The sequence below is a fragment of the Streptomyces sp. NRRL S-87 genome, from assembly GCF_000719335.1.
Classification (GTDB): domain Bacteria; phylum Actinomycetota; class Actinomycetes; order Streptomycetales; family Streptomycetaceae; genus Streptomyces.
Genome location: NZ_JOGB01000055.1, coordinates 26,322 through 44,966 on the forward strand (window position 1 = coordinate 26,322; position 18,645 = coordinate 44,966).

The window sequence follows — 18,645 nt, forward strand, 5'->3', positions numbered from 1 at the left end:
GTGCTCAGGCTCCCTTGAGCAGGAGGGACTTGCGGCTGGTGAACTCGGCGTTGGCCCGGTCGTAGTCGTCGGGGCGGCCGATGTCGAGCCAGTAGCCGTCGAACTCGTAGGCGTGCGGCGGGTTCTGGGCGTCGAGGAGGTCCAGGACCAGTTCGTCGAAGCCGAGCGGGAGGCCGGGGGTGTAGCCCGCGAGGGTGTCCCGGCTGAGGCCGTAGATGCCCATGGAGACGCGGTAGTCCATGCTGGGCTTCTCGGTGAAGGCGACCACGCGGCTGTCGTCGGTGGTGAGCACGCCGAAGTCGATGTGCACCTTGCGGGGGTAGGTGGCGATGGTCAGCGGTGCGTGCGAGGCCTCGTGACGGCGCAGCAGGTCGGCGTAGTCGAGGTCGGTGAGCACGTCGCCGTTCATCACCAGGAACGTCTCGGGGAGCCGCTCGCGCAGGCCGAGGAGCGGTCCCATGGTGCCCAGCGGGCTCTCCTCGGTGGCGTAGTCGATGCTCATGCCCCACTGGGAGCCGTCGCCGACGTAGGCGCGGATGATCTCGCCGAGGTGGCCGATGGCTATGGTGCAGCGGGTGAAGCCGGCCGCGGAGAGCTGGCGCAGCACGATCTCCAGGATCGCGTGCTGGTCTCCGATGGGGACCAGCGGCTTGGGGAGCGCGGTGGTGTAGGGCCGCAGCCTAACGCCCTTGCCGCCCGCCAGGATGACTGCGTACACGGGTTTCCTCCTTCGTCGGGTGAGGGGCGTGGGGGGATGGTGAGGGGCGTGGGGGGATGTGTGGGGTGGGTCGGCGCGGGGCCGGTCAGATGTTGTAGATGCCGGTCTTGTAGCGGGCCAGGTGGGCCGGGTCGCGGAAGAACTCCACGGTGCGGGCCAGGCCTTCTTCCAGGCTGTGGCCGGGGGTCCAGCCGGTCGCGGCGGTGAGCCGGCTGGCGTCCGCGACCAGGCGCATGACCTCGGAGGCCGGCGGGCGCAGCCGCGCGTCGTCCTCGCGGACGTCGATCGGAGTGTCCATCACCTTGCCGATGAGGGCGACGAGGTCGCCGACGGAGATCTCGGTGCCGGTGCCCGCGTTGAAGGTGCGGCCGACGACCGCCTCGGCCGGTGCGGTGCCGACGGCGAGGAAGGCGGCGGCGGTGTCCGCGGCGAACGTGAAGTCGCGGGTGGGGCGCAGGTCGCCCAGGGTGATGGTGCGCTCCCCTGCGGCCACCTGGCCGATGACGGTGGGGATGACGGCGCGCATGGACTGCCGCGGGCCGTAGGTGTTGAACGGGCGCAAGGTGACGACGGGGGTCTCGAAGCTGGCGTGGTAGCTGTCGGCCAGCCGGTCGCCGCCGGCCTTGGACGCGGCGTACGGGGACTGGGTGTTGATCGGGTGGTCCTCGGTGATCGGCACGGTTTGCGCGGTGCCGTAGGTCTCGCTGGTGGAGGTGTGCACCAGGCGGGGGGTGCCCAGGGCGCGGACGGCCTCGAGGACGTTGAGGGTGCCGGTGACGTTGGTGTCCACGTAGCTGTGCGGGGCCTGGTAGGAGTACGGGATCGCGATGAGCGCGGCCAGGTGGTACGCGCACTCGGCGCCGTCGAGGAGGCCGCGCACGGAGCCGGGGTCGCGGACGTCGCCGAGGACCACGTCCACCTGGTCGAGGACGTCGGGCGAGAGGGTCTCCAGCCAGCCGTAGGAGGAGAAGGAGTTGTACTGGGCCATGGCGCGGACCCGGTAGCCGCGGGCGACGAGGGCCTCGGTCAGGTGCGAGCCGATGAAGCCCTCGGCGCCGGTGACGGCTGCGAGCGGGGTGGCGGTCAACGGGGTGGTCCCTTCGGTGGGTCACGGGTGGAGCGGAAGGTGGCGGACGGGAGACGGCGAACGGGAGACGGCGGACGGGAGACGGCGGACGGGAGACGGGGAGGGTGGCCGATCAGGTGTGCGGGGCGGGCCGGCCGAGGAGCCGCAGGGCGAAGCCGGCGAGGCACAGCGCGGCGGCCCCGCAGTACGCCGGCAGCGCCACCGGGCCGGGCGCCAGGCCCAGCAGGTCCGCGAGGGCGGCGCCGGCCGCGGCCGTCAGGCAGAGCAGGGCCGGGGGCCAGGCGGCCCCGAAGGCCTGGAGCAGCAGGGCGGTCCACAGGGTGGCCGCGAGCAGCGGCAGCGCCGCCGGTCCGCCCCCGGTGAGCAGGGCCGCGGGCACCAGCGGCAGGGTGTAGGCGAGCAGGCACACGGCCAGCACGCAGGCGCAGCGCAGCAGGAACCCGGCCGGGGTGGCGCTCCTGCCGAGGGCGGCCAGGGCCAGGCCGCGGAAGCGGTGGAGCAGCCATTCGGCGGGGCCCATGCTGAGGGTCAGGACGACCACCGCGTACGGTTCGCGCCGGCCCTCGACGAGGACCAGCACCGCGGCGCCCAGCCCGAACAGCCCGTAGGGCAGCGAGCGCAGCAGCGCGGGACGGGTGTCCTGGTCCGCCGGTGCCGGCGGGGCGGTGAGGCCGGCGCGCAGTGCCCGGCCGGCCGCGGCGAGCGCGCCGGCCAGGGCAAGGGCGGGCAGTCCGGTGCGCAGCAGGGGGCCCGGCTCGTACCAGGGCAGGGCGGCGGCGCCCGCGCACAGCGGGCCGAGGGCGGCCAGGAGCAGCCACTCGCGGCCCAGGACGAGCAGGACGCCCGCGGCGGCCAGGTACAGCGACTGGGCGGCGGCGGCCCGGACGAGCGGTCCGGCTCCGGCGCTGCCGGCGAGGGCCGTGCCGGCGGCGGCCGCGGTGGCCAGGGCCGCGCCCAGGGGGGCGCCGTACAGGAGCGTGCGGGCGGCCTCGCGGACGCCCACCGCCATCCGCAGGTAGGCGCGGTGGCCCAGGGCCTGCCCCCAGGCCCAGGACAGGATGCCGGCGACGACCAGGGGGGCCGCGTCCCGGCCGGGGTTCCACAGCGGGGCGGTGAGGAGGTAGGCGAGGGCGGGCAGGGCGAAGAGCACGCCGCGCAGCAGGCAGCGGACGGTGTCGGGGCGCCAGGGGTCAGGGGTGCGGGGCGGCTCGGGGAAGACCCGTGGCACCCGCTCGTAGAGGGCGGCGGCGAGCGAGAAGATGTCGGGGTGTCCGTACCGGCGCCGGATGGCGTCGGCGGACAGGCCGTCGGCCTCCAGTAGTGCGGCCACCTCGTAGGGATGGACGGCCGGGCCCACGCGGTCCGCGAGCTCGGCGGCGAGCAGGCTGACCGCCGCCTCGTCGGGGCCGTGTCCGGGCAGCCGCAGCGTGAGGGTCGAGGCGTCGGCCACGTGGCGGCGCGGGGTCCGGGCGACGGGGGCCGCCAAGCGGAGCGCCAGGGTGTCGTGTTGGCCGCCGGTGCGGGGCTCCAGGTCCATCGGCCCGCTCATCCGGCGAGGCTTCCGGTGTCGAGGCCGGCGGGGGCGCCGGTGGGCGCGGGGGCGGTCGGTCCGCCGGCGTACGGGTCCGCCGCGGCCGGGACGGGGGCGACGGCCGGGCCGGGCACGAGCGCGGGGGCGGATGCGGGCACGGACACGGGTGCGGGCAGGGGAGCCGGTGCTCGTACGGCGCCCGCGGCGGCGGAGCCCTCCGCCGGCAGGTACGGCAGGCCGCCGGGGCGGGCCGGGGACGACAGGTCGAGGTAGATCCCGCGGAAGGTGTCGATGGTCTGGCGCAGGGTGAACTGCTCGATCACCCGCAGCCGGGCCGCCGCTCCCATCGCGGCGCGGCGCGGGGCGTCGCCGAGGAGTTCCAGGGCTGCGGCGGCCATGGCCTCCGGGTCGCGCGGGGGGACCACCAGGCCGGCCTCGCCGACGGCCTCGCGGACCCCGCCCACGTCGGTGGAGACGGTGGCGCGGCCGCAGGACATGGCCTCGATCAGCGTGAACGGGAAGCCCTCGCTGATGCTGGAGAGCATCACGACCTTGCCCGCCGCGTAGGCGTCCTTGATGTCGTCGACCCGGCCCTCGAAGGCCACCGCGTCGGCGTGGCCGAGTTCGGCGGCCAGGGCCTCGCAGCGTTCGCGGTAGGCCTCGCCGCCGCGCGGGGTGCCGCCGAAGAGTCTGAGCCGGGCCTCCGGCACCTGACGTCTGACCAGGTCGAAGGCGCGGACCAGGGTTTCCAGGTCCTTGATCGGGTCGACCCGGCCGGCCCAGCTGAGCGTGGGCGCCGCCGGTTCGGGGCCGGCGGGCGGGAAGGCGGCCGGGTCCACGCCGTTGTAGACGGTCCGGATCGCGTCGGGGCGCGCGCCGCCCTGCTCCTCCCACAGCCGGTTGTAGCGGTTGCCCGGGGTGATGAGCGCGGCCCGCCGGTAGCTCTCCTCCGCCAGCAGCCGGAAGAAGCCGAGGACGACCGCCTTGACGGGCCATCGGTAGGGGGCGGTGCGGTAGCCGAGGTAGCGCTCGCGCAGGTAGACCCCGTGCTCGGTGAGGAGCAGCGGTACGTCGTGCCGGTCCAGCCCGGCGAGCCCCGGCAGGACGGCCACGCCGCCGCTGACCGCATGGGCGACGCCGTGCCGGGGCGGTTCGGCCGCCAGCGGGCGCAGCGCGTGCTCGAGCAGGGAGGTGGCGGTCAGTGCGTCGCGCAGGGTGGGGCGGGCCTCCCGGACGGCGAGGCCCGGCCGGTTCCACACGGCCGCCAGGACCGCGATGGCCCGGTCGCCGCGCAGGAAGGCGCTGAGCCCGCCGTCCGGCGCGGCGTGCGCCATCGTGTAGAGGGCGGGCGGGAACCCGGCCTCGGCGCACGGGTCGAGCAGCGCGGTCAGGAAGCGCTCGTAGGCGTCGGCCAGCCGGCGCAGGGCGCGGCCCCGCGGTGCCCGGCCTTCGGGCGGCGCCCCCCACATGGGGACCGACCGGACGTCCAGGACGTGGCCCGGCAGGTCCCAGGCCAGGGGTTCGCGGCCGGTGCCGGTCACCGCGACGACGTCGAAGTCGATGTCGGGCATGCCCTGGACGAGCTGGTCGCACCAGACGCTGACTCCGCCGTGGCTGTGGGGGTAGGTGCCTTCGGTGAGCAGGGTGACGCGCGCCGCGCCGGGGCGTCGCGCGCCGTGGTGAACGTGCATGGATGTGCTCCACGGCGGAAGAGCGGGGACGTGGGGTCGGGCGTCGGGCAGGGCGTACCGGCCGCACGGGGGCGGCCGGGACGCCCGGGGCGCGGGTCAGCCCAGGGCGGCGGTGGAGCGGGGTTCGCGCACGGCCTCGGGGATCCGGGTGCGCGGCGCCGGTGAGACGTTCACCGGGTGGCGGGCGACGGTGGCGGGCCCGATGACGCGCTGCTCGGGGTCGCGGGAGTTGTCCGAGGCCGGCCATCGCTCCGCCGCGACGGCGTCGGTGGCCGGGCCGCCGTCCCCGACCAGGAGCACCTTCAGGTCGGTGCGGGGTGCGGGGTCGGCGTGGGCGGCCCCGGCCGGCAGGCCGGGAGCAGCGATAAGCGCGCCCACCGTGGGTGCGGTGGTGCGTACGGTCCGCTTCATGCGGTGAAGTCCCCTCCCAGGCAGGGGTGAGCACGGCTCGCACGGAGCGGACGCACCCCCTTGCGCGACGCCGGCGCCCCCTCAGAAGCCAGTCGTCACGCATCCGTCGCGTCACAGTGTGATGGGCGTGTGTAGCTTCTGTGGTGATGCCGGGAGAACCGGCGAAAAAGTGCACGTGCACAACTAGGTGTAGTTTCAAGGGAGTTGACCCGTTTAGGGCCTGCGCCGGAGGCCCGGCCGCGCCCTTGGGGGCCGTGCGCGCTGGTCCGGGCCGACAGCCGCGAGCCGGCGGACCCCGCGGGTCCACCGGCTCGTCTCCCTGTGGTCCAGACCACACCGAAGGTATGTTCTAGGGCGTTTTTCGGCCAACCGGGGCGCGGTGACCGGACGGCAGCGTCAGGCGGTCAGGCGCACAGGACGCGCGTCTCGGGCGTGAAGACAGGGCCGCCGCTGGTATTGGTGCTGTCGCTGAACTCGGCGTAGGAGTACGAGTAGACGGCCCCGGACCCCCGACCGCCCGCCCCGGCGGGCGCGGCGGGCGGTCCGGACGGGCGCGGCGTCGCGTCGCGTCGCGTCAGGAGACCGTCGCCGGGGTGTCCCGCAGGGTGACGTTCGCGTGGCTCTCCTGGAAGCTCTGGTCCGAGACCAGGGTGAGCCGGGCCGAGGACTGGAACTCCGGCAGCGTCCGCGAGCCGCAGGAGACCATCGTGGTCTTCAGCTTGGCGACGGTCAGCGCGAGCCCCTCCTCGAGGTCACCCGCGTAGGGCACGTAGCCGTCGACGCCCTCCTCGAAGAGCAGCCCCTGGCCGCCCTGGCCGTAGCGCTGCCAGTTGCGGGCCCGGTTCGAGCCCTCGCCCCAGTACTCCTTGACGAAGCCGTCGCGGGTGGGCAGCTTCGCGCCGGCCGCCTGGTCGAAGCGGGCGAAGTAGCGCCCCATCATGACGAAGTCGGCCCCCATCGCCAGCGCCAGGGCCACGTGGTAGTCGTGCACCAGCCCGCCGTCGGAGCAGATCGGCACGTACTCCCCGGTGCGTTCCCGGAAGGCGTCCCGGGCCGCGGCGACGTCGAGGACGGCACTCGCCTGGCCGCGGCCGATGCCCTTCTGGTCCCGGGTGATGCAGATGGAGCCGCCGCCGACCCCGACCTTCACGAAGTCCGCGCCGGCCTCCGCGAGGAAGGTGAACGCCTCGCCGTCCACCACGTTGCCGCCGCCGACCGGGACCTCGGGGTGGTGCTTCTTCACCCAGGCCAGCGCCTGCGCCTGCCAGTCGCTGTAGCCGTCGGAGGAGTCGAAGCACAGTGCGTCGGCGCCCGCCTCCAGCAGGGCGGGGACGCGCTCCTGGTAGTCGTGGGTGTTGATGCCCGCGCCCACGCGCAGGCGCTTGGCGGCGTCCACGAGCTGGTTCGGGAACCGCTTGTTGTCCGCGTAGTCCGAGCGGAACACCAGGTGCTGCAAGTGGCCCTCGGCGGTCAGGACCGGGAGGCAGTCCAGCCGTTCGTCCCACAGCCGCGCGTTCGCCTCGGACAGCGTGATCTCGGGCCCGGCGTGGGCCAGGTCCGCGACGGCGGTCATCCGGCCGCTGACCGGTCCGGCCAGGTCGTGCCGCTGCGGGTGGAAGTCCCGGGAGGTCACCAGGCCGAGCAGGCGGCCGGTCGCCGTCCCGTCGTGGGTGACGGCGGCGGTGCTGTGGCCGGTGCCGCGCATGACGTCGACCAGGTGGCCCAGGCTGTCGTCGGGCCGGACGTTGGTGTCGCTGGTGACGAAGCCGGCCTTGAAGTTCTTCACCTGGCGGACCGCGGCCGCCTGGTCCTGGACCGGCTGGTTGTGGTGCAGGAAGCTGAGACCGCCGCTGCGGGCGAGCGCGATGGCCAGCTCCGGCGTGCTGACGGCCTGCATGATCGCGGACGTGAACGGGGACTGCAGCTCGATCGCCGGCGCTTCGCCCACGACGTGCCGTACCAGGGGCGCGCGCAGTTCCACGGTCGCGGCCGTGGTGTCCGTCCGGGTCCGGTTCGGCAGGAGCAGGAACTCGTTGAACGTCCGCGAGACCTCGGCGATGATCTGTGCCACTCATTCCTCCTGACCTGGCGGCCGGGGCCGGGTGCCCCGCCGCGCGGATCGCCCCCGTCGACCGGGCCCGGGCAGGCGGAGAACGGCACACCGGCCGTGGAGGTGCCACCGGCCGTGGCGGAGCCTGACCGGCCCGAGGATCACCGGGGTGCGGTCGTGACCAGGCACTTTAGCGGCCGATCGGTCGTGACACGAATCGGGGTGCGGCAACGGAGGCCGCCGGGCGGGCAGTTGTCGCACCGGCCGGCCGGGGCGGCCCGCTCCGGCGGTGGGCGGCCGGCACCGTGTCAGGTGTCGGCCGGGCGGCGCCGCGCCGGGTGCCGGCCGGGCTACGCCGGGCCAGGTGCCGGGCGGCCTACGCCGGGCCAGGTGCCGGGCGGGCATACGGCGGAGAGGCGGCGGGCGGGCGCGCGGCGGATCAGGCGGCGGGCGGGCGCATGGAGCGTTCGACGGTGGAGACGACGCGGACGAGCGCCGGCGCGGCGGGGGCCGAGGCGAAGCCGAACCGGACGGGCGGGAGGACCGCGGCGAGCGGCCCGAGGTCGGTTCCCCCGAAGGACGCGACGGCGCCGGTGATCGGGAGGAGGTCGCGGGCCGCGTACCACTGCCGGCAGCCGGGGCGGGAGCTGCCGCGGGTCCGTACGCCGGGCAGGGCGCGGGCGGGGAGGTCGGCCAGGGCGGCCCAGGCCGGCCGGCGGGCGAGGGCCCCCGGGACGGCCCGCAGGGCCAGGCCGAGCGCGCCGCGCCGGCCGACGGCGAAGCCCAGGGCCAGCGGGCCGGCCGAGACCTCCCACCCCGGGCCCTGCGTGCGCACCGTCACCGGGCCGGTGCACAGCTCGTCGAAGTGGTAGACGCCCGCGATCCACCGCGTCGTGGGGGCCGTGGGGGCGTACAGGACGCGGTGCCCGTCGGCCCGCTCGAGCATCACGTCGTCGAAGGCGCCGAACGGGGAGCGCAGCCAGTGGCCGACGACCACGCGGGTGCCGGAACCGGTGCCGACGGCGGCGATCCAGCCGTCGAAGGCCAGGCGCTCGCGCCGTCCGCGTCGTGCAGCTGCCACACGGAGGACATGCCCCGGATCCGGCCGCCGGGAAACATCCTCCGGAGCACCGCGGGAAGGCCGTCCACGTGCGGCGACGGCTCCGTTCGGGAGACGCTCCGGCGCCGCGCCGGCCGCCCCTGCCGGGGTGGTCATGCTCCGGTCGCCGTTCCGTTGCGGATCGGTCATTGAACGGCCGTCAGATCGCCGGTGATACTGCGAGTCCCGCGGTGTCACGTTCTTCCCGCGGGCAATCGCATGTGTTTCAGGGGGAATTGACGTGCGCACATTTCGCAATCGGCGGACGGGGGCGGCCTCGGCCGCCGTCCTCGCCCTCGCGGCGGGCCTGGCGACACCGGTCGCGGCCGCGCCCGCACCCGGCGCCGTCGGCGCCCCGGGTCCGCAGGCCGCCCGGCCGGGGTACGCGGGGGTGACCCTGGTCACCGGCGACCGGGTGACCGTGGACGCCCAGGGCCGACCGGTCGGCTTCGTGCCGGCCCGAGGCCGCGAGCGGATACCCGTCTCGGTCCGCCGCGCCGGCGGCCGTACCAGCGTCGTCCCGCTCGACGCCCAGGGTCTGATCGCCGCCGGCCGGCTCGACGCCCGGCTCTTCGACCTGACCGGGCTCACCGCGCCCGCCTACCGCCGGGCCCGCGGTGACCGGCTGCAACTGATCGTCCGCTACGAGGGCGCCGCCGGGGCCGCCAGGTCCGCCCGGTCCGCCGTGCACGCCGCCGACGGGCTGCGCGTGGACCGTACGTACGGACTGCTGAACGCCGATGCCGTCACCGCGACCCCGGCGACGTCCGCCGCGCTCTGGGCGGCTCTCACCGACCGGCCGCGCGGCGGCACCGCACGGGCCACCGCGGCCGGCGTCGCCGGGATCTGGCTCGACGGCGTCCGCAGCGCCACCCTCGACAGGAGCACCCGGCAGATCGGCGCCGACAAGGCGTGGGCCGCCGGGTACGACGGCAAGGGTGTGAAGATCGCGGTGCTCGACACCGGGATCGACGCCACGCATCCCGACCTCAAGGGCAAGGTGGTCGCCGCCCGGGACTTCTCCCGCTCCGGCAGCACCGCGGACCGCTTCGGTCACGGCACCCACGTCGCGTCCATCGCCGCGGGTACGGGCGCCGCGTCGGGCGGCAGGTTCAAGGGCGTCGCACCGGGCGCCACGCTGCTCAACGGCAAGGTGCTCGACGACAGCGGCTCCGGTGACGACTCCGGCATCCTGGCCGGCATGGAGTGGGCCGTCGCCCAGGGCGCCCGGATCGTCAACCTCAGCCTCGGCGCCCCGGACTCGCCCGGGACGGACCCGGTCGAAGCCGCCGTGAACGAGCTCTCCGCCGCCAAGGGCGTCCTGTTCGCCGTCGCCGCCGGCAACGACGGGCTGTCCGGGCCCGGCTCCGTCGACTCCCCCGGCAGCGCCGACGCCGCCCTCACCGTGGGCGCCGTCGACGGCGCGGACCGCCTGGCCGACTTCTCCGGCACCGGCCCCCGCGCCGGCGACGGGGCGGTCAAGCCCGACGTCACCGCCCCGGGCGTGGACATCACCGCGGCCGCCGCCCCGGGCAGCGCCCTCGCACGCCGGTACGGCCAGAAGCCGGCCGGCTACCTGACGCTCTCCGGCACCTCGATGGCCACCCCCCACGCCGCCGGCGCCGCCGCCCTGCTGCAGCAGAAGCACCCGAAATGGACGGGCGCCCAGCTCAAGGGCATCCTCGTCGGCTCCGCGGAGCCCGGCCCCTACCACGCCTTCCAGCAGGGCGGCGGCCGGATCGCGGTCGACCGGGCGCTCGGCCGGTCCGTGGTCGCCGAACCGGTCTCGCTGGCCCTGTCCGGCGGGCAGTGGCCGCACGGCGACGACGCCCCCGTGACCCGCAGGGTCACCTACCGCAACCTGGGCACCACCCCGGTCACCCTGAACCTGTCCGTCGCCGCCGAGGGCCCGGACGGCAAGGCCGCCCCGGCCGGCTTCCTGGCCTTCGCCAAGCCCCGCCTGACCGTCCCCGCCGGCGGCGCCGCCTCGGTGGACCTCACCCTGAACACCCGGCTCGGCGGGGCCGTGAACGGCCGGTACACCGCCCGGGCGCTGGCGACCGGGGCCGGGCAGAGCGTCGGCACGGCCGTGGTCGCCGACCGCGAGGTCGAGTCGTACGCGCTGACCCTGCGCCACGTCGGCCGCGACGGCAGGCACGCCACCGCCTACTACAGCGCTGTCCAGGGCGTGGGCGGGCTCGCCGCCGGCCGGTTCTTCGAGAACCACGAGAACTCCCGCTCGGAGACCGTACGCGTCCCCAAGGGCCGCTACGCCGTCGACTCGCGCCTGTCGGTCGACCCGGCGGACCCCGCGGGCGGCCTCGACTGGATCTCCCAGCCCCGCCTCGACGTCACCCGCGACACCACGGTCACCGTCGACGCCCGCACCACCAGGCCGGTGGACATCACGGTGCCCGCCGCCTCCGCCGTGCAGGCGTTCGTCACCCCCGGCTACGAGCTGCGGGTCGGCGGCACGACGTACGCCTCCGGCTGGTGGCTGCCCTCCTACGACCGCCTGCGCACGCGCGGCCAGGGGCCCGGACCGGCTGCGGGCAGCACCCTGTTCCAGCGGTGGGACACCCACTGGACCGACGGCGACGACGAGTACCACGCCACGCTCGGCGGCCCGGTGCGCCGTACCGCCACCGGCTACACCCGGCACCTGAAGGCCGCCGACCTGGCCACCGTCCTCGTCGAGCAGGGCGCCTCGGCCCCCGGCAAGCAGGGCGTCGTGCAGGCCGTCGGCCGGCTCCCCGGGAGCGCCCCCGGCAGCTCGCTCACCTCCTGGCGGGAGGTGCCGACCACGGTGAGGCTGTTCCTGTCCGCGCTCGACGGCGCGACCTGGGAACTGTCCGCGACCCAGTACGGCACGGCCGGGGAGGGCTACCGGGAGGAGACCGCGCACGCCGGCGTGCGCGCCTACCCGGGTGGCCGCACCCTCACGGAGCGCTTCGGCGGCGCCGTCGTCGGCCCGCGTCGGACACCGCGGCGGGCCTCGGCCTGTACCGGAAGGGCGACACGGTGTGGGGGACGCTGCCGCTGCTCGCGGACGGCGCCGGCCACGACGGGGGCGACGCCCTCGCCAAGGGGAAGACGGTGCTCTACGTCAACGGGGTCGTCGCCGGCACCCGGTCCGCCCAGCTCCGCGACGCGAAGCCGTTCACCGTGCCGTCCCGCGAGGCCTCCTACAAGCTGGTGGCCTCCGCCACCCAGCCGGCGGCCGTCACCCGCACTTCGTCCAAGGTGACCGCCACCTGGTGGTTCCGCTCCGGCGCCACCCGGGCGGGGGCCACGACGCGCCTCCCGGCCTCGGTCGTGCGCTTCGCGCCCACCGTCCGCATGGAGGGCACGGTCAACGGCGGCCACCCGCTGCGCGTCCCGGTCACGGTCCAGGGTCCCGCGGCGGGCCGGGGGCTGAGGTCCCTGGCGGTGGCCGTCTCGTACGACGACGGCCGTACCTGGACGGCCCTGCCGGTCCGGGACGGCGCGGTCACCGTGCAGGGCCCGGCAGCGGGCGGGCACGTGTCGCTGCGCGGCACGGTGGTCGACACCGCGGGCAACAGGTCCGAGGTCACCGTCCTGCGCGCGTACCTCACCGACTGAGCCGCCCCCGCACGCCGGCGGCCCCGGAGGCGTCGCCTCCGGGGCCGCCGGCGTGCGCCCCGCGCAGGTCGCCTGACCGGCCGGCCCGCTCGCCTCCCGATGCACCGGCAGGGCGCCGGGTAGGGAATCATGGCCTGCCGGAACCATGCGAGTCGGGAAGCGGGGCGGGCGGCGTTGGCCAAGTCGGAGTTGGAGGGGGTCGCCCTCACAGGCCTCGTACAGGACGGCGCGCAGGAGCAGAGCGGCGCCCTGTGGCGGCTGCGCCGCCGTACCCGCCAGCTCGACGCGAACGTGGTCCGCTTCCCGGCCGGCGGCACCGTGGCCGCCCACACGGAGGCCGAGGTGGACGTCCTGGTACTGGTGGTCGCCGGGGGCGGCACCCTCACCGTGGCCGGCACCGCCCGCGACCTGGCCCCCGGCGCCGTGGTGCTGGTGCCGCGGGGGGACGCCCGCGCCATCGAGGCCGGCCCGGGCGGGCTGGTGCTCCTGACCGCGCACCGGCGGCGGACCGGCCTGCGGATCGGCCGGCGCACCCCGGTGCGGGCGGGCGCCGCGCAGTGCGCCGTGCACCTGGTGTGCACCAACTGCCGCCGGCACGCCATCGAGGCCGACGCCCGCTTCTGCAGTGCGTGCGGTACGCCGCTTCCGGAGCGCGCCGCGCCCCGTTGACGGGCCGCCCGCGGCGGCCGTACCGCGGGTGCGGTCTCATCAGACGGCCGGAACCGGCGCGCCGGGGTCCCCGTCCTCGGGCATCAGGCGGCCGGAACCGGCGCCCGGGGTCCCCGTCCCTGGGGCATCGGCCGGTGGCGTCACGACGACCACGTGGTCCATCCGTCCACCGGCACCCCGTCACAGCCGCGCGTACGTGCCCCCGCCGGAGTCGACGTGCACGACGTGCCGGCCGACCCGCACCACGTGGTAGCCGGGGCCGCTCCAGGAACCGGATTCCCCGTCGGCGGCGGGCAGCGGGGTCCAGACCTCCAGGAACGTGCTGCCGTCGGTGTTGGTGCCCCACTCGACGAGGTTCGGGCCCTCCGACCGGAGGCTGCCCGTGTCCTCGCCGGGCTCGCCCGTCAGGTGGTGGAAGTGCACGCGGGACCCGTCGTACGACGTGACGCCGGCGAAGCCGCGGCTGTCGGCGAAGTACGGGCCGGCCTGCAGCCACACGACCTCGCTGTCCTCCACCAGGGGCCCGCCGTTGCGGCTGATCCCGCGCCGCAGCCATGCGGCCGGCTCGGGCACCGGGATCCCGGGCCCGCCCGCTGCGGGAACGCGTCCTGGAGAGGCTGCCGGCCCGGGCGTCGTCATGCGTCCAGCCTATCCGTGGGACGAGGGGACCCCGCCCGGCCGGGGGGCGGTCAGATGCTGGTGAGGCCCTCGACCAGCACGAGGACGCCGATGGCGATGATGGCGACGGCCATCACGGCGGCGGCGTTGCCCTCCAGGGCGGTCCGGGTCCGGCCGAGCGGGCCCACGACCCGGTCCCCGAGCGCGAAGCGGAGCAGCACGGGAAGGATGACGGTGCTGGCGGCGCAGGCCGTGAACAGCACCACGCCCAGCACCGCGCCGGCGGCGGTCGGGTCCCCCGCCGCGATCGCGACGCCGGCCGCGGCGGAGACGAGGAAGATCTTCGGGTTGGCCAGCGAGAGCACCAGCCCGAGCCGGACCGCCTTGGCCGGCGTGGCGTCCGCGAGCAGCCGCATCCACCGGGGCGGTCCCTTGCCGTGCCGGTCCAGCCAGTGCTCGATGCCCAGGCCGATCAGGAGCACGCCCAGTCCGACGCGCACCCAGGCGGTCCAGGAGGGGCCGCCCGCCCCCTTGTGCAGGAGCTCGGCCAGCGCCACGGTGAGCGAGGCCGGGATGGCGACCCCGACCAGCCAGCCCGCCATGAAGGCGCTGCCGACCTGCCGGGCACGCGGGGCGAACTGCATGAACAGAGCGGGGATGAGGGTGAACGGCGACAGGGCGATCACCAGGGAGAGGAGCACGACCTCCGCGGTCACCAGGGGCCTCCGCGGGCGTGGCGCCGCACCGCCGGTGTGTCCATGGGATACGCCCCTTCTGCCGGTGGGGGTCGCCTCGCGCGGTCGGCCGACGGCACGTTCCGCGCCGCGGCGCCCCGTTTCTCAGCCTAGGCAACCGACGCCGCCGGGGCGGGCCGGGCTCGGCCGTGTGGCGGTCCCTCCGGACGGGTGGCGGGCGGTTCCGGCCGCCGGACCGCGGCCTCCGCCCGTCCGTCGGCGGGTGGGGGTCGCGGCTCGGCCGTCCGGGGGATCGCGGCGCTGTCCCCGCCTCCGGCCGGTTCCGTACGCTGGCGGCATGCGCACGCGCCCCACTCTGAGCTGGACGCCCCCCGAGGACCTGCCGCCGGGCACCACGGACCTGGAGCCGGTCGCCGGTGCGCTGGGGGCCGGGGGCGTGCTGGTGCTCAGCGGCGCCGGCCTCTCCACGGAGTCGGGCATCCCCGACTACCGGGGCGAGGGCGGCAGCCTGCGCCGGCACACCCCGATGACGTACCAGGACTTCACCGCCAGTGCCCGCAACCGGCGCCGGTACTGGGCGCGCAGCCACCTCGGCTGGCGGACGTTCGGCCGCGCCCGGCCCAATGCCGGCCACCGGGCCGTGGCCGCGTTCGAGCGGCACGGCCTGCTCGCGGGCGTGATCACCCAGAACGTGGACGGGCTGCACCAGGCCGCCGGCAGCGCGGGCGTCGTGGAGCTCCACGGCAGCCTGGACCGGGTCGTCTGCCTGTCCTGCGGCGCCTTCAGCCCCCGCCGCGAGCTGGCCCGGCGCCTGGCGGAGGCCAACCCCGGCTTCGCGCCGGTGTCCGCCGCCCTGAACCCGGACGGGGACGCCGACCTCACCGACGAGCAGGTCGGGGACTTCCGCGTGGTGCCCTGCGCGGGCTGCGGCGGCGTCCTCAAACCGGACGTGGTGTTCTTCGGCGAGGCCGTGCCGCCGCCGCGGGTCGAGCACTGCCGCGACCTGGTCGGCGGGGCGGCCGCGCTGCTGGTCCTGGGCTCGTCGCTCACGGTGATGTCCGGGCTGCGGTTCGTCCGGCAGGCGGCCGGGGCCGGCACGCCCGTCCTGATCGTCAACCGGGACCCGACCCGGGGCGACCGGCACGCCGTCACGCGGGTCGCGCTCCCGCTGGGCACGGCCCTCGGGGCGGTGGCCGACCGGCTGGGCATCTCCGTCGACGGGCGGGCGGCGGACTGAGCCGGGCGGACGTTCCGGCTCCCGCCCCGGGCACCGGCCGCACCTCCGTCCCGGCCGCCGCGCACCACGCTACCGCCCGGGCCCGCCGTCACACCGCCCGTCGGCGGGGAACGCCGGTCCGACCGGGACGGCGGCCGGCCGTCGCCGGGCCGGCCCGTCGGCGGCGGCCGTCAGCAGGCGTCGCGCGCGTAGAGGGCGCGGCGTTCCTCCTCCGTCAGCCCGCCCCAGACCCCGTAGGGCTCCTGGACGCGCAGGGCGTGGCGCAGGCACTCCACCTGGACCGGGCAGAGCGCGCAGACCTCCCTGGCCGCCTCGTCGCGGACCGCACGGTCCTCGCCGCGCTCGCCCGCGGGGTGGAAGAACCGGTCCGTGCCGAGATCGCGGCAGGCGGCGCGCTCCTGCCACGTCCAGTGGTGTTCCGCCGTGCCCGGCAGTCGTGTCACGTTCGTCATCCGTCGACTCCTCTCACGTGGGTTCGGTCCCCGTACGTCAGTCCCTCGTCTGGCCGGAGCAGGCGCGTCGAAACCCGCGCCTGCGCACGCGTCGCGGGCCGTCACCGGTCGCCCGGAGCCGGCGCGGCCGGGGACGTCGCCACGCGGGGCAGGGCGTAGGGGTGCTTCTCGGCGAGCCAGGCCACCAGTTGCTCGCGCACCGTGCAGCGGACGGTCCACAGGTCGTCCGGGTCCTTGGCGGTGACGATCGCGCGCAGGACGACGGTGGTGGGGGTGGTGTCGGTCACGGCGAGGTCCCAGCCGCGGCCGTCCCACGCCTCGCAGCCGTCGAGCACCTCCCGCAGCCGCTCGCGGATCAGCGGGACGGGGGCGCTGTGGTCGCAGTGCAGGAACACCGTGCCGGTCATCTGGGCGCCGCCGCGGGACCAGTTCTCGAAGGGTTTGCCGGTGAAGTAGGAGACCGGCATGGTGATGCGCCGCTCGTCCCAGGTGCGCACGGCCAGGAGGGTGAGCGTGATGTCCTCGACCACGCCCCACTCGCCGTCGACCACGACGGTGTCGCCGATGCGCACCATGTCGCCGAAGGCGATCTGGAACCCGGCGAAGAGGTTGCCGAGCGTCGACTGCGCGGCCACGCCGGCGACGATGCCGATGATGCCGGCGGAGGCCAGCACCGAGGTTCCGACGGCCCGGAAGTCGGGGAAGGTGAGCAGCATCGCGGCCGCGGCCACCACCGCGACGACCGCGGTGACGATCCGCATGACGAGGCTCACCTGCGTACGGACGCGACGCACCCGGGACGGGTCGCGGGTGCCGGTGGCGTACCGGGCGTAGGACGACTCGACCACCGCGGAGGTGAAGTGGACGACGAACCACGCCGCGGCGCCGATCAGCAGCAGGGACAGCACCCGGCCGACCGCCACCCGGTGCTCCACGAGCGGCCGCCACTCCACCTGGAGGTACGTCCCGCGGAGCAGGGCGGCCAGCAGGAGGAGGCGTACCGACCGTCCGCAGCGGCGCAGCAGGCTCCACAGCGGGGTCTCGGGGTGCCGGGCGTCCGCTCGGCGCAGCAGCAGGTCGGCGAGCCAGCCGAGGGCGGCGGTCAGCAGGACGGAGCCGCCGATGACGACGAGCAGGCGGAGAACGCTGTTCATGGCTCCTCGTGGGGTGTCGGGGTGCGGGGGAACGGGACGCGAGCGCGTGGATCCGCGCGTGCCCGGTCGTCCTGCGGTCAAAACGCCCCGCCGCGCGTCCCCCGGGGTACGCCACCCGGGCACGTCCGGGGCGAGGCGCGCGCGCCGGCCACCGGTCCGGCCCGCCCCAACACCGTTGCCCACGGCGGGGTTTCGTCGGGCGCACCGTTTCCGGCCCGGCTTCCCGGGTAGCCGCGCGTCAGAAGACGACAGTGCCGACGAGGAGGTAACACCCATGGCCGGCATAGGCGGTTGCATCGCCCTGATCGTGGTGGGGGCGATCCTCACCTTCGCAAGCGACTGGCATATGGACAGCGTCAACCTCGACGTGGTGGGGCTGATCATGATGGGCGCCGGGCTCCTCGGCCTCGGCGTCTACGGCAGCGTGCTGCGCCGCCGCCGCGTCACCGCCCTCCCGGTGGTCGACGAGACCCGCGACCGCATCTGAGGCATGGTCTTCGACGAGTGGGCACGGGCTCTTGAGCCGTTCGGCCCAGGCGCGGGCGCGCCTGCACGGTGCGCGCGGGCACGGGTGGAGGATCGGGGTGCGGCAGCCAGGGAACGCGCCGCGCCACCCCCGCGCGTGAGGAGGTCCGGCCATGACGTCGTCGTACGCACCGCCGCCGCCCGCGTTCCGGTCCCGCTCGTGAACGGCGTGCCGCACGGCGGGGCACCGGCGGGCGGCCGGTACGGCGAGGCCGTGTTCCCGCCCGAGCGGGCGGGCGAGGGCGAGCGCATCGACTACGGCGCCCTGGCGTACGACGGGTTCAGCATGGCGCGGCTGCGGGCACTCGGCGTCGGTCCGGGCTGGAACTGCCTCGACGTGGGCGCCGGTACGGGCACGATCGCCCGTCGGCTGCTGGACGAGGCCGGGGTCGCCGGCGTGCTCGCCGTCGACCGCGACGTGCGCTTCCTCCCCCGACGGCCCGGACTCGACGTCCTGGCGGCCGACGTGACCGCCCCGGACTTCGCCCCCGGCACCTTCCGGCTCGTCCACGCGCGCTTCGTGCTGATGCACCTGGCCGAGCGCGAACGCCTGGTCTCCTCGCTCGCGGAACTCGTCGCGCCCGGCGGGGTGCTGGTGCTCAGCGACGCCGTCGACCTGACGAGCGACCGCACGCCCGACACCCCGTACACCGTGGCGATGCGGGCGATGTGGCAGGGGCTGCGGGCCACCATCGGCACCGACGTCTCCGTCGTGCCGACGTACCCGCACCTGCTGCACGGGGCCGGCCTCGGGCGCGTGGCCGCCGAGATCCACGTGCCGCCCCTCCTGCCCGGCAGTCCCATCAGCCGCTTCTGGGCCGAGACATGGGACCGCAGCCGAGCGGCGATGCTCGCGACGGGTTCGGTCGACGACGCGGCCGTCGACGAGGCCGTCCGCTACCTGGACTCCGCCGCGTGCGCCGCCCTGTCGGCCGGCATGCTCACCGCCTGGGGCTGGAAGCCCGACGACCACTCCGCGCGCTGACGGCGATCCCGAAGCGAGAGCGTCCCGTGGTGTGTGGGGGAGGCGCTTGACAGGGGTGGCAGGCTGGTCCGGAGGCAGGCCCGGGCCAGGGGTGGCCGCAGGCCAGGGCGAAGCCCCTTG

Annotated in this window: 17 protein-coding genes; 6 read left to right on the plus strand and 11 right to left on the minus strand. The window is 75.9% G+C overall.

The window, feature by feature from the left end:
* Nucleotides 1–4: 4 nt before the first annotated feature.
* From IF43_RS0127995 to IF43_RS0128025, 7 genes are all read right to left on the minus strand, one after another.
* Nucleotides 5–718 (minus strand): sugar phosphate nucleotidyltransferase, encoded by a 714-nt coding sequence (locus tag IF43_RS0127995; RefSeq protein ID WP_030206618.1) that lies wholly within the window; start codon nt 716–718, stop codon nt 5–7.
* Nucleotides 719–803: 85 nt separating this feature from the next.
* Nucleotides 804–1,805 (minus strand): GDP-mannose 4,6-dehydratase, encoded by a 1,002-nt coding sequence (locus IF43_RS0128000; protein WP_030206621.1) that lies wholly within the window; start codon nt 1,803–1,805, stop codon nt 804–806.
* A gap of 112 nt (nt 1,806–1,917) precedes the next feature.
* Entirely contained in the window at nt 1,918–3,354 is a 1,437-nt protein-coding gene (locus IF43_RS0128005; RefSeq protein ID WP_030206632.1) for a hypothetical protein, read from the minus strand.
* Nucleotides 3,351–5,027 (minus strand): GT4 family glycosyltransferase PelF, encoded by a 1,677-nt coding sequence (gene pelF / locus IF43_RS0128010; RefSeq protein WP_051796307.1) that lies wholly within the window; start codon nt 5,025–5,027, stop codon nt 3,351–3,353. The genes IF43_RS0128005 and pelF overlap by 4 nt, the downstream gene beginning before the upstream one ends.
* Nucleotides 5,028–5,123: 96 nt before the next feature.
* Nucleotides 5,124–5,438 carry a hypothetical protein gene (locus IF43_RS0128015; RefSeq protein WP_030206636.1) on the minus strand — a complete coding sequence of 105 codons (315 nt, stop codon included), beginning with the start codon at nt 5,436–5,438 and terminating at the stop codon, nt 5,124–5,126.
* 574 nt (nt 5,439–6,012) lie between these two features.
* A complete protein-coding gene (locus IF43_RS0128020) occupies nt 6,013–7,509 on the minus strand; it encodes an IMP dehydrogenase (protein WP_030206638.1) in 1,497 nt (498 codons plus the stop codon).
* A gap of 418 nt (nt 7,510–7,927) precedes the next feature.
* Complete coding sequence (locus IF43_RS0128025) at nt 7,928–8,569, minus strand: hypothetical protein (protein WP_030206643.1); 642 nt, start codon at nt 8,567–8,569, stop codon at nt 7,928–7,930.
* A 259-nt stretch (nt 8,570–8,828) separates the two neighbouring features.
* Here IF43_RS0128025 and IF43_RS36995 point away from each other — a divergent pair, with 259 nt between their 5' ends.
* The 3 genes from IF43_RS36995 to IF43_RS0128035 all read left to right on the plus strand — a co-directional run bounded on the left by IF43_RS36995 (nt 8,829) and on the right by IF43_RS0128035 (nt 12,859).
* The gene (locus IF43_RS36995) at nt 8,829–11,834 is read left to right on the plus strand and encodes a S8 family serine peptidase (RefSeq protein ID WP_324605134.1); all 3,006 of its coding nucleotides are present in this window, start codon (nt 8,829–8,831) and stop codon (nt 11,832–11,834) included.
* Nucleotides 11,831–12,190, plus strand: a complete 360-nt coding sequence (locus tag IF43_RS43760; RefSeq protein ID WP_324605135.1) for a hypothetical protein — start codon at nt 11,831–11,833, stop codon at nt 12,188–12,190. The genes IF43_RS36995 and IF43_RS43760 overlap by 4 nt, the downstream gene beginning before the upstream one ends.
* A gap of 174 nt (nt 12,191–12,364) precedes the next feature.
* Nucleotides 12,365–12,859 (plus strand): hypothetical protein, encoded by a 495-nt coding sequence (locus IF43_RS0128035; RefSeq protein WP_051796311.1) that lies wholly within the window; start codon nt 12,365–12,367, stop codon nt 12,857–12,859.
* Between the two features lie 180 nt (nt 12,860–13,039).
* Here the strand turns inward: IF43_RS0128035 and IF43_RS0128040 are convergent, their stop codons facing one another.
* Nucleotides 13,040–13,432, minus strand: a complete 393-nt coding sequence (locus IF43_RS0128040; RefSeq protein ID WP_030206649.1) for a hypothetical protein — start codon at nt 13,430–13,432, stop codon at nt 13,040–13,042.
* A gap of 116 nt (nt 13,433–13,548) precedes the next feature.
* The gene (locus IF43_RS0128045; RefSeq protein WP_030206653.1) at nt 13,549–14,193 is read right to left on the minus strand and encodes a GAP family protein; all 645 of its coding nucleotides are present in this window, start codon (nt 14,191–14,193) and stop codon (nt 13,549–13,551) included.
* A gap of 316 nt (nt 14,194–14,509) precedes the next feature.
* Here IF43_RS0128045 and IF43_RS0128050 point away from each other — a divergent pair, with 316 nt between their 5' ends.
* A complete protein-coding gene (locus IF43_RS0128050) occupies nt 14,510–15,409 on the plus strand; it encodes an NAD-dependent protein deacetylase (RefSeq protein WP_030206657.1) in 900 nt (299 codons plus the stop codon).
* Nucleotides 15,410–15,579: 170 nt separating this feature from the next.
* Here the strand turns inward: IF43_RS0128050 and IF43_RS0128055 are convergent, their stop codons facing one another.
* Both IF43_RS0128055 and IF43_RS0128060 read right to left on the minus strand, forming a co-directional pair.
* On the minus strand, nt 15,580–15,861 hold the full coding sequence (locus IF43_RS0128055) for a WhiB family transcriptional regulator (RefSeq protein WP_030206662.1): 282 nt from the start codon (nt 15,859–15,861) through the stop codon (nt 15,580–15,582).
* Between the two features lie 101 nt (nt 15,862–15,962).
* Complete coding sequence (locus tag IF43_RS0128060; RefSeq protein WP_030206665.1) at nt 15,963–17,015, minus strand: mechanosensitive ion channel family protein; 1,053 nt, start codon at nt 17,013–17,015, stop codon at nt 15,963–15,965.
* 274 nt (nt 17,016–17,289) lie between these two features.
* Here IF43_RS0128060 and IF43_RS0128065 point away from each other — a divergent pair, with 274 nt between their 5' ends.
* Together IF43_RS0128065 and IF43_RS0128070 are read left to right on the plus strand one after the other, a co-directional pair.
* Nucleotides 17,290–17,502 carry a hypothetical protein gene (locus tag IF43_RS0128065; protein WP_030206667.1) on the plus strand — a complete coding sequence of 71 codons (213 nt, stop codon included), beginning with the start codon at nt 17,290–17,292 and terminating at the stop codon, nt 17,500–17,502.
* A 198-nt stretch (nt 17,503–17,700) separates the two neighbouring features.
* Nucleotides 17,701–18,525, plus strand: coding sequence for a class I SAM-dependent methyltransferase (locus IF43_RS0128070; protein ID WP_030206669.1), 825 nt, complete (start codon nt 17,701–17,703; stop codon nt 18,523–18,525).
* Nucleotides 18,526–18,645: the final 120 nt, after the last annotated feature.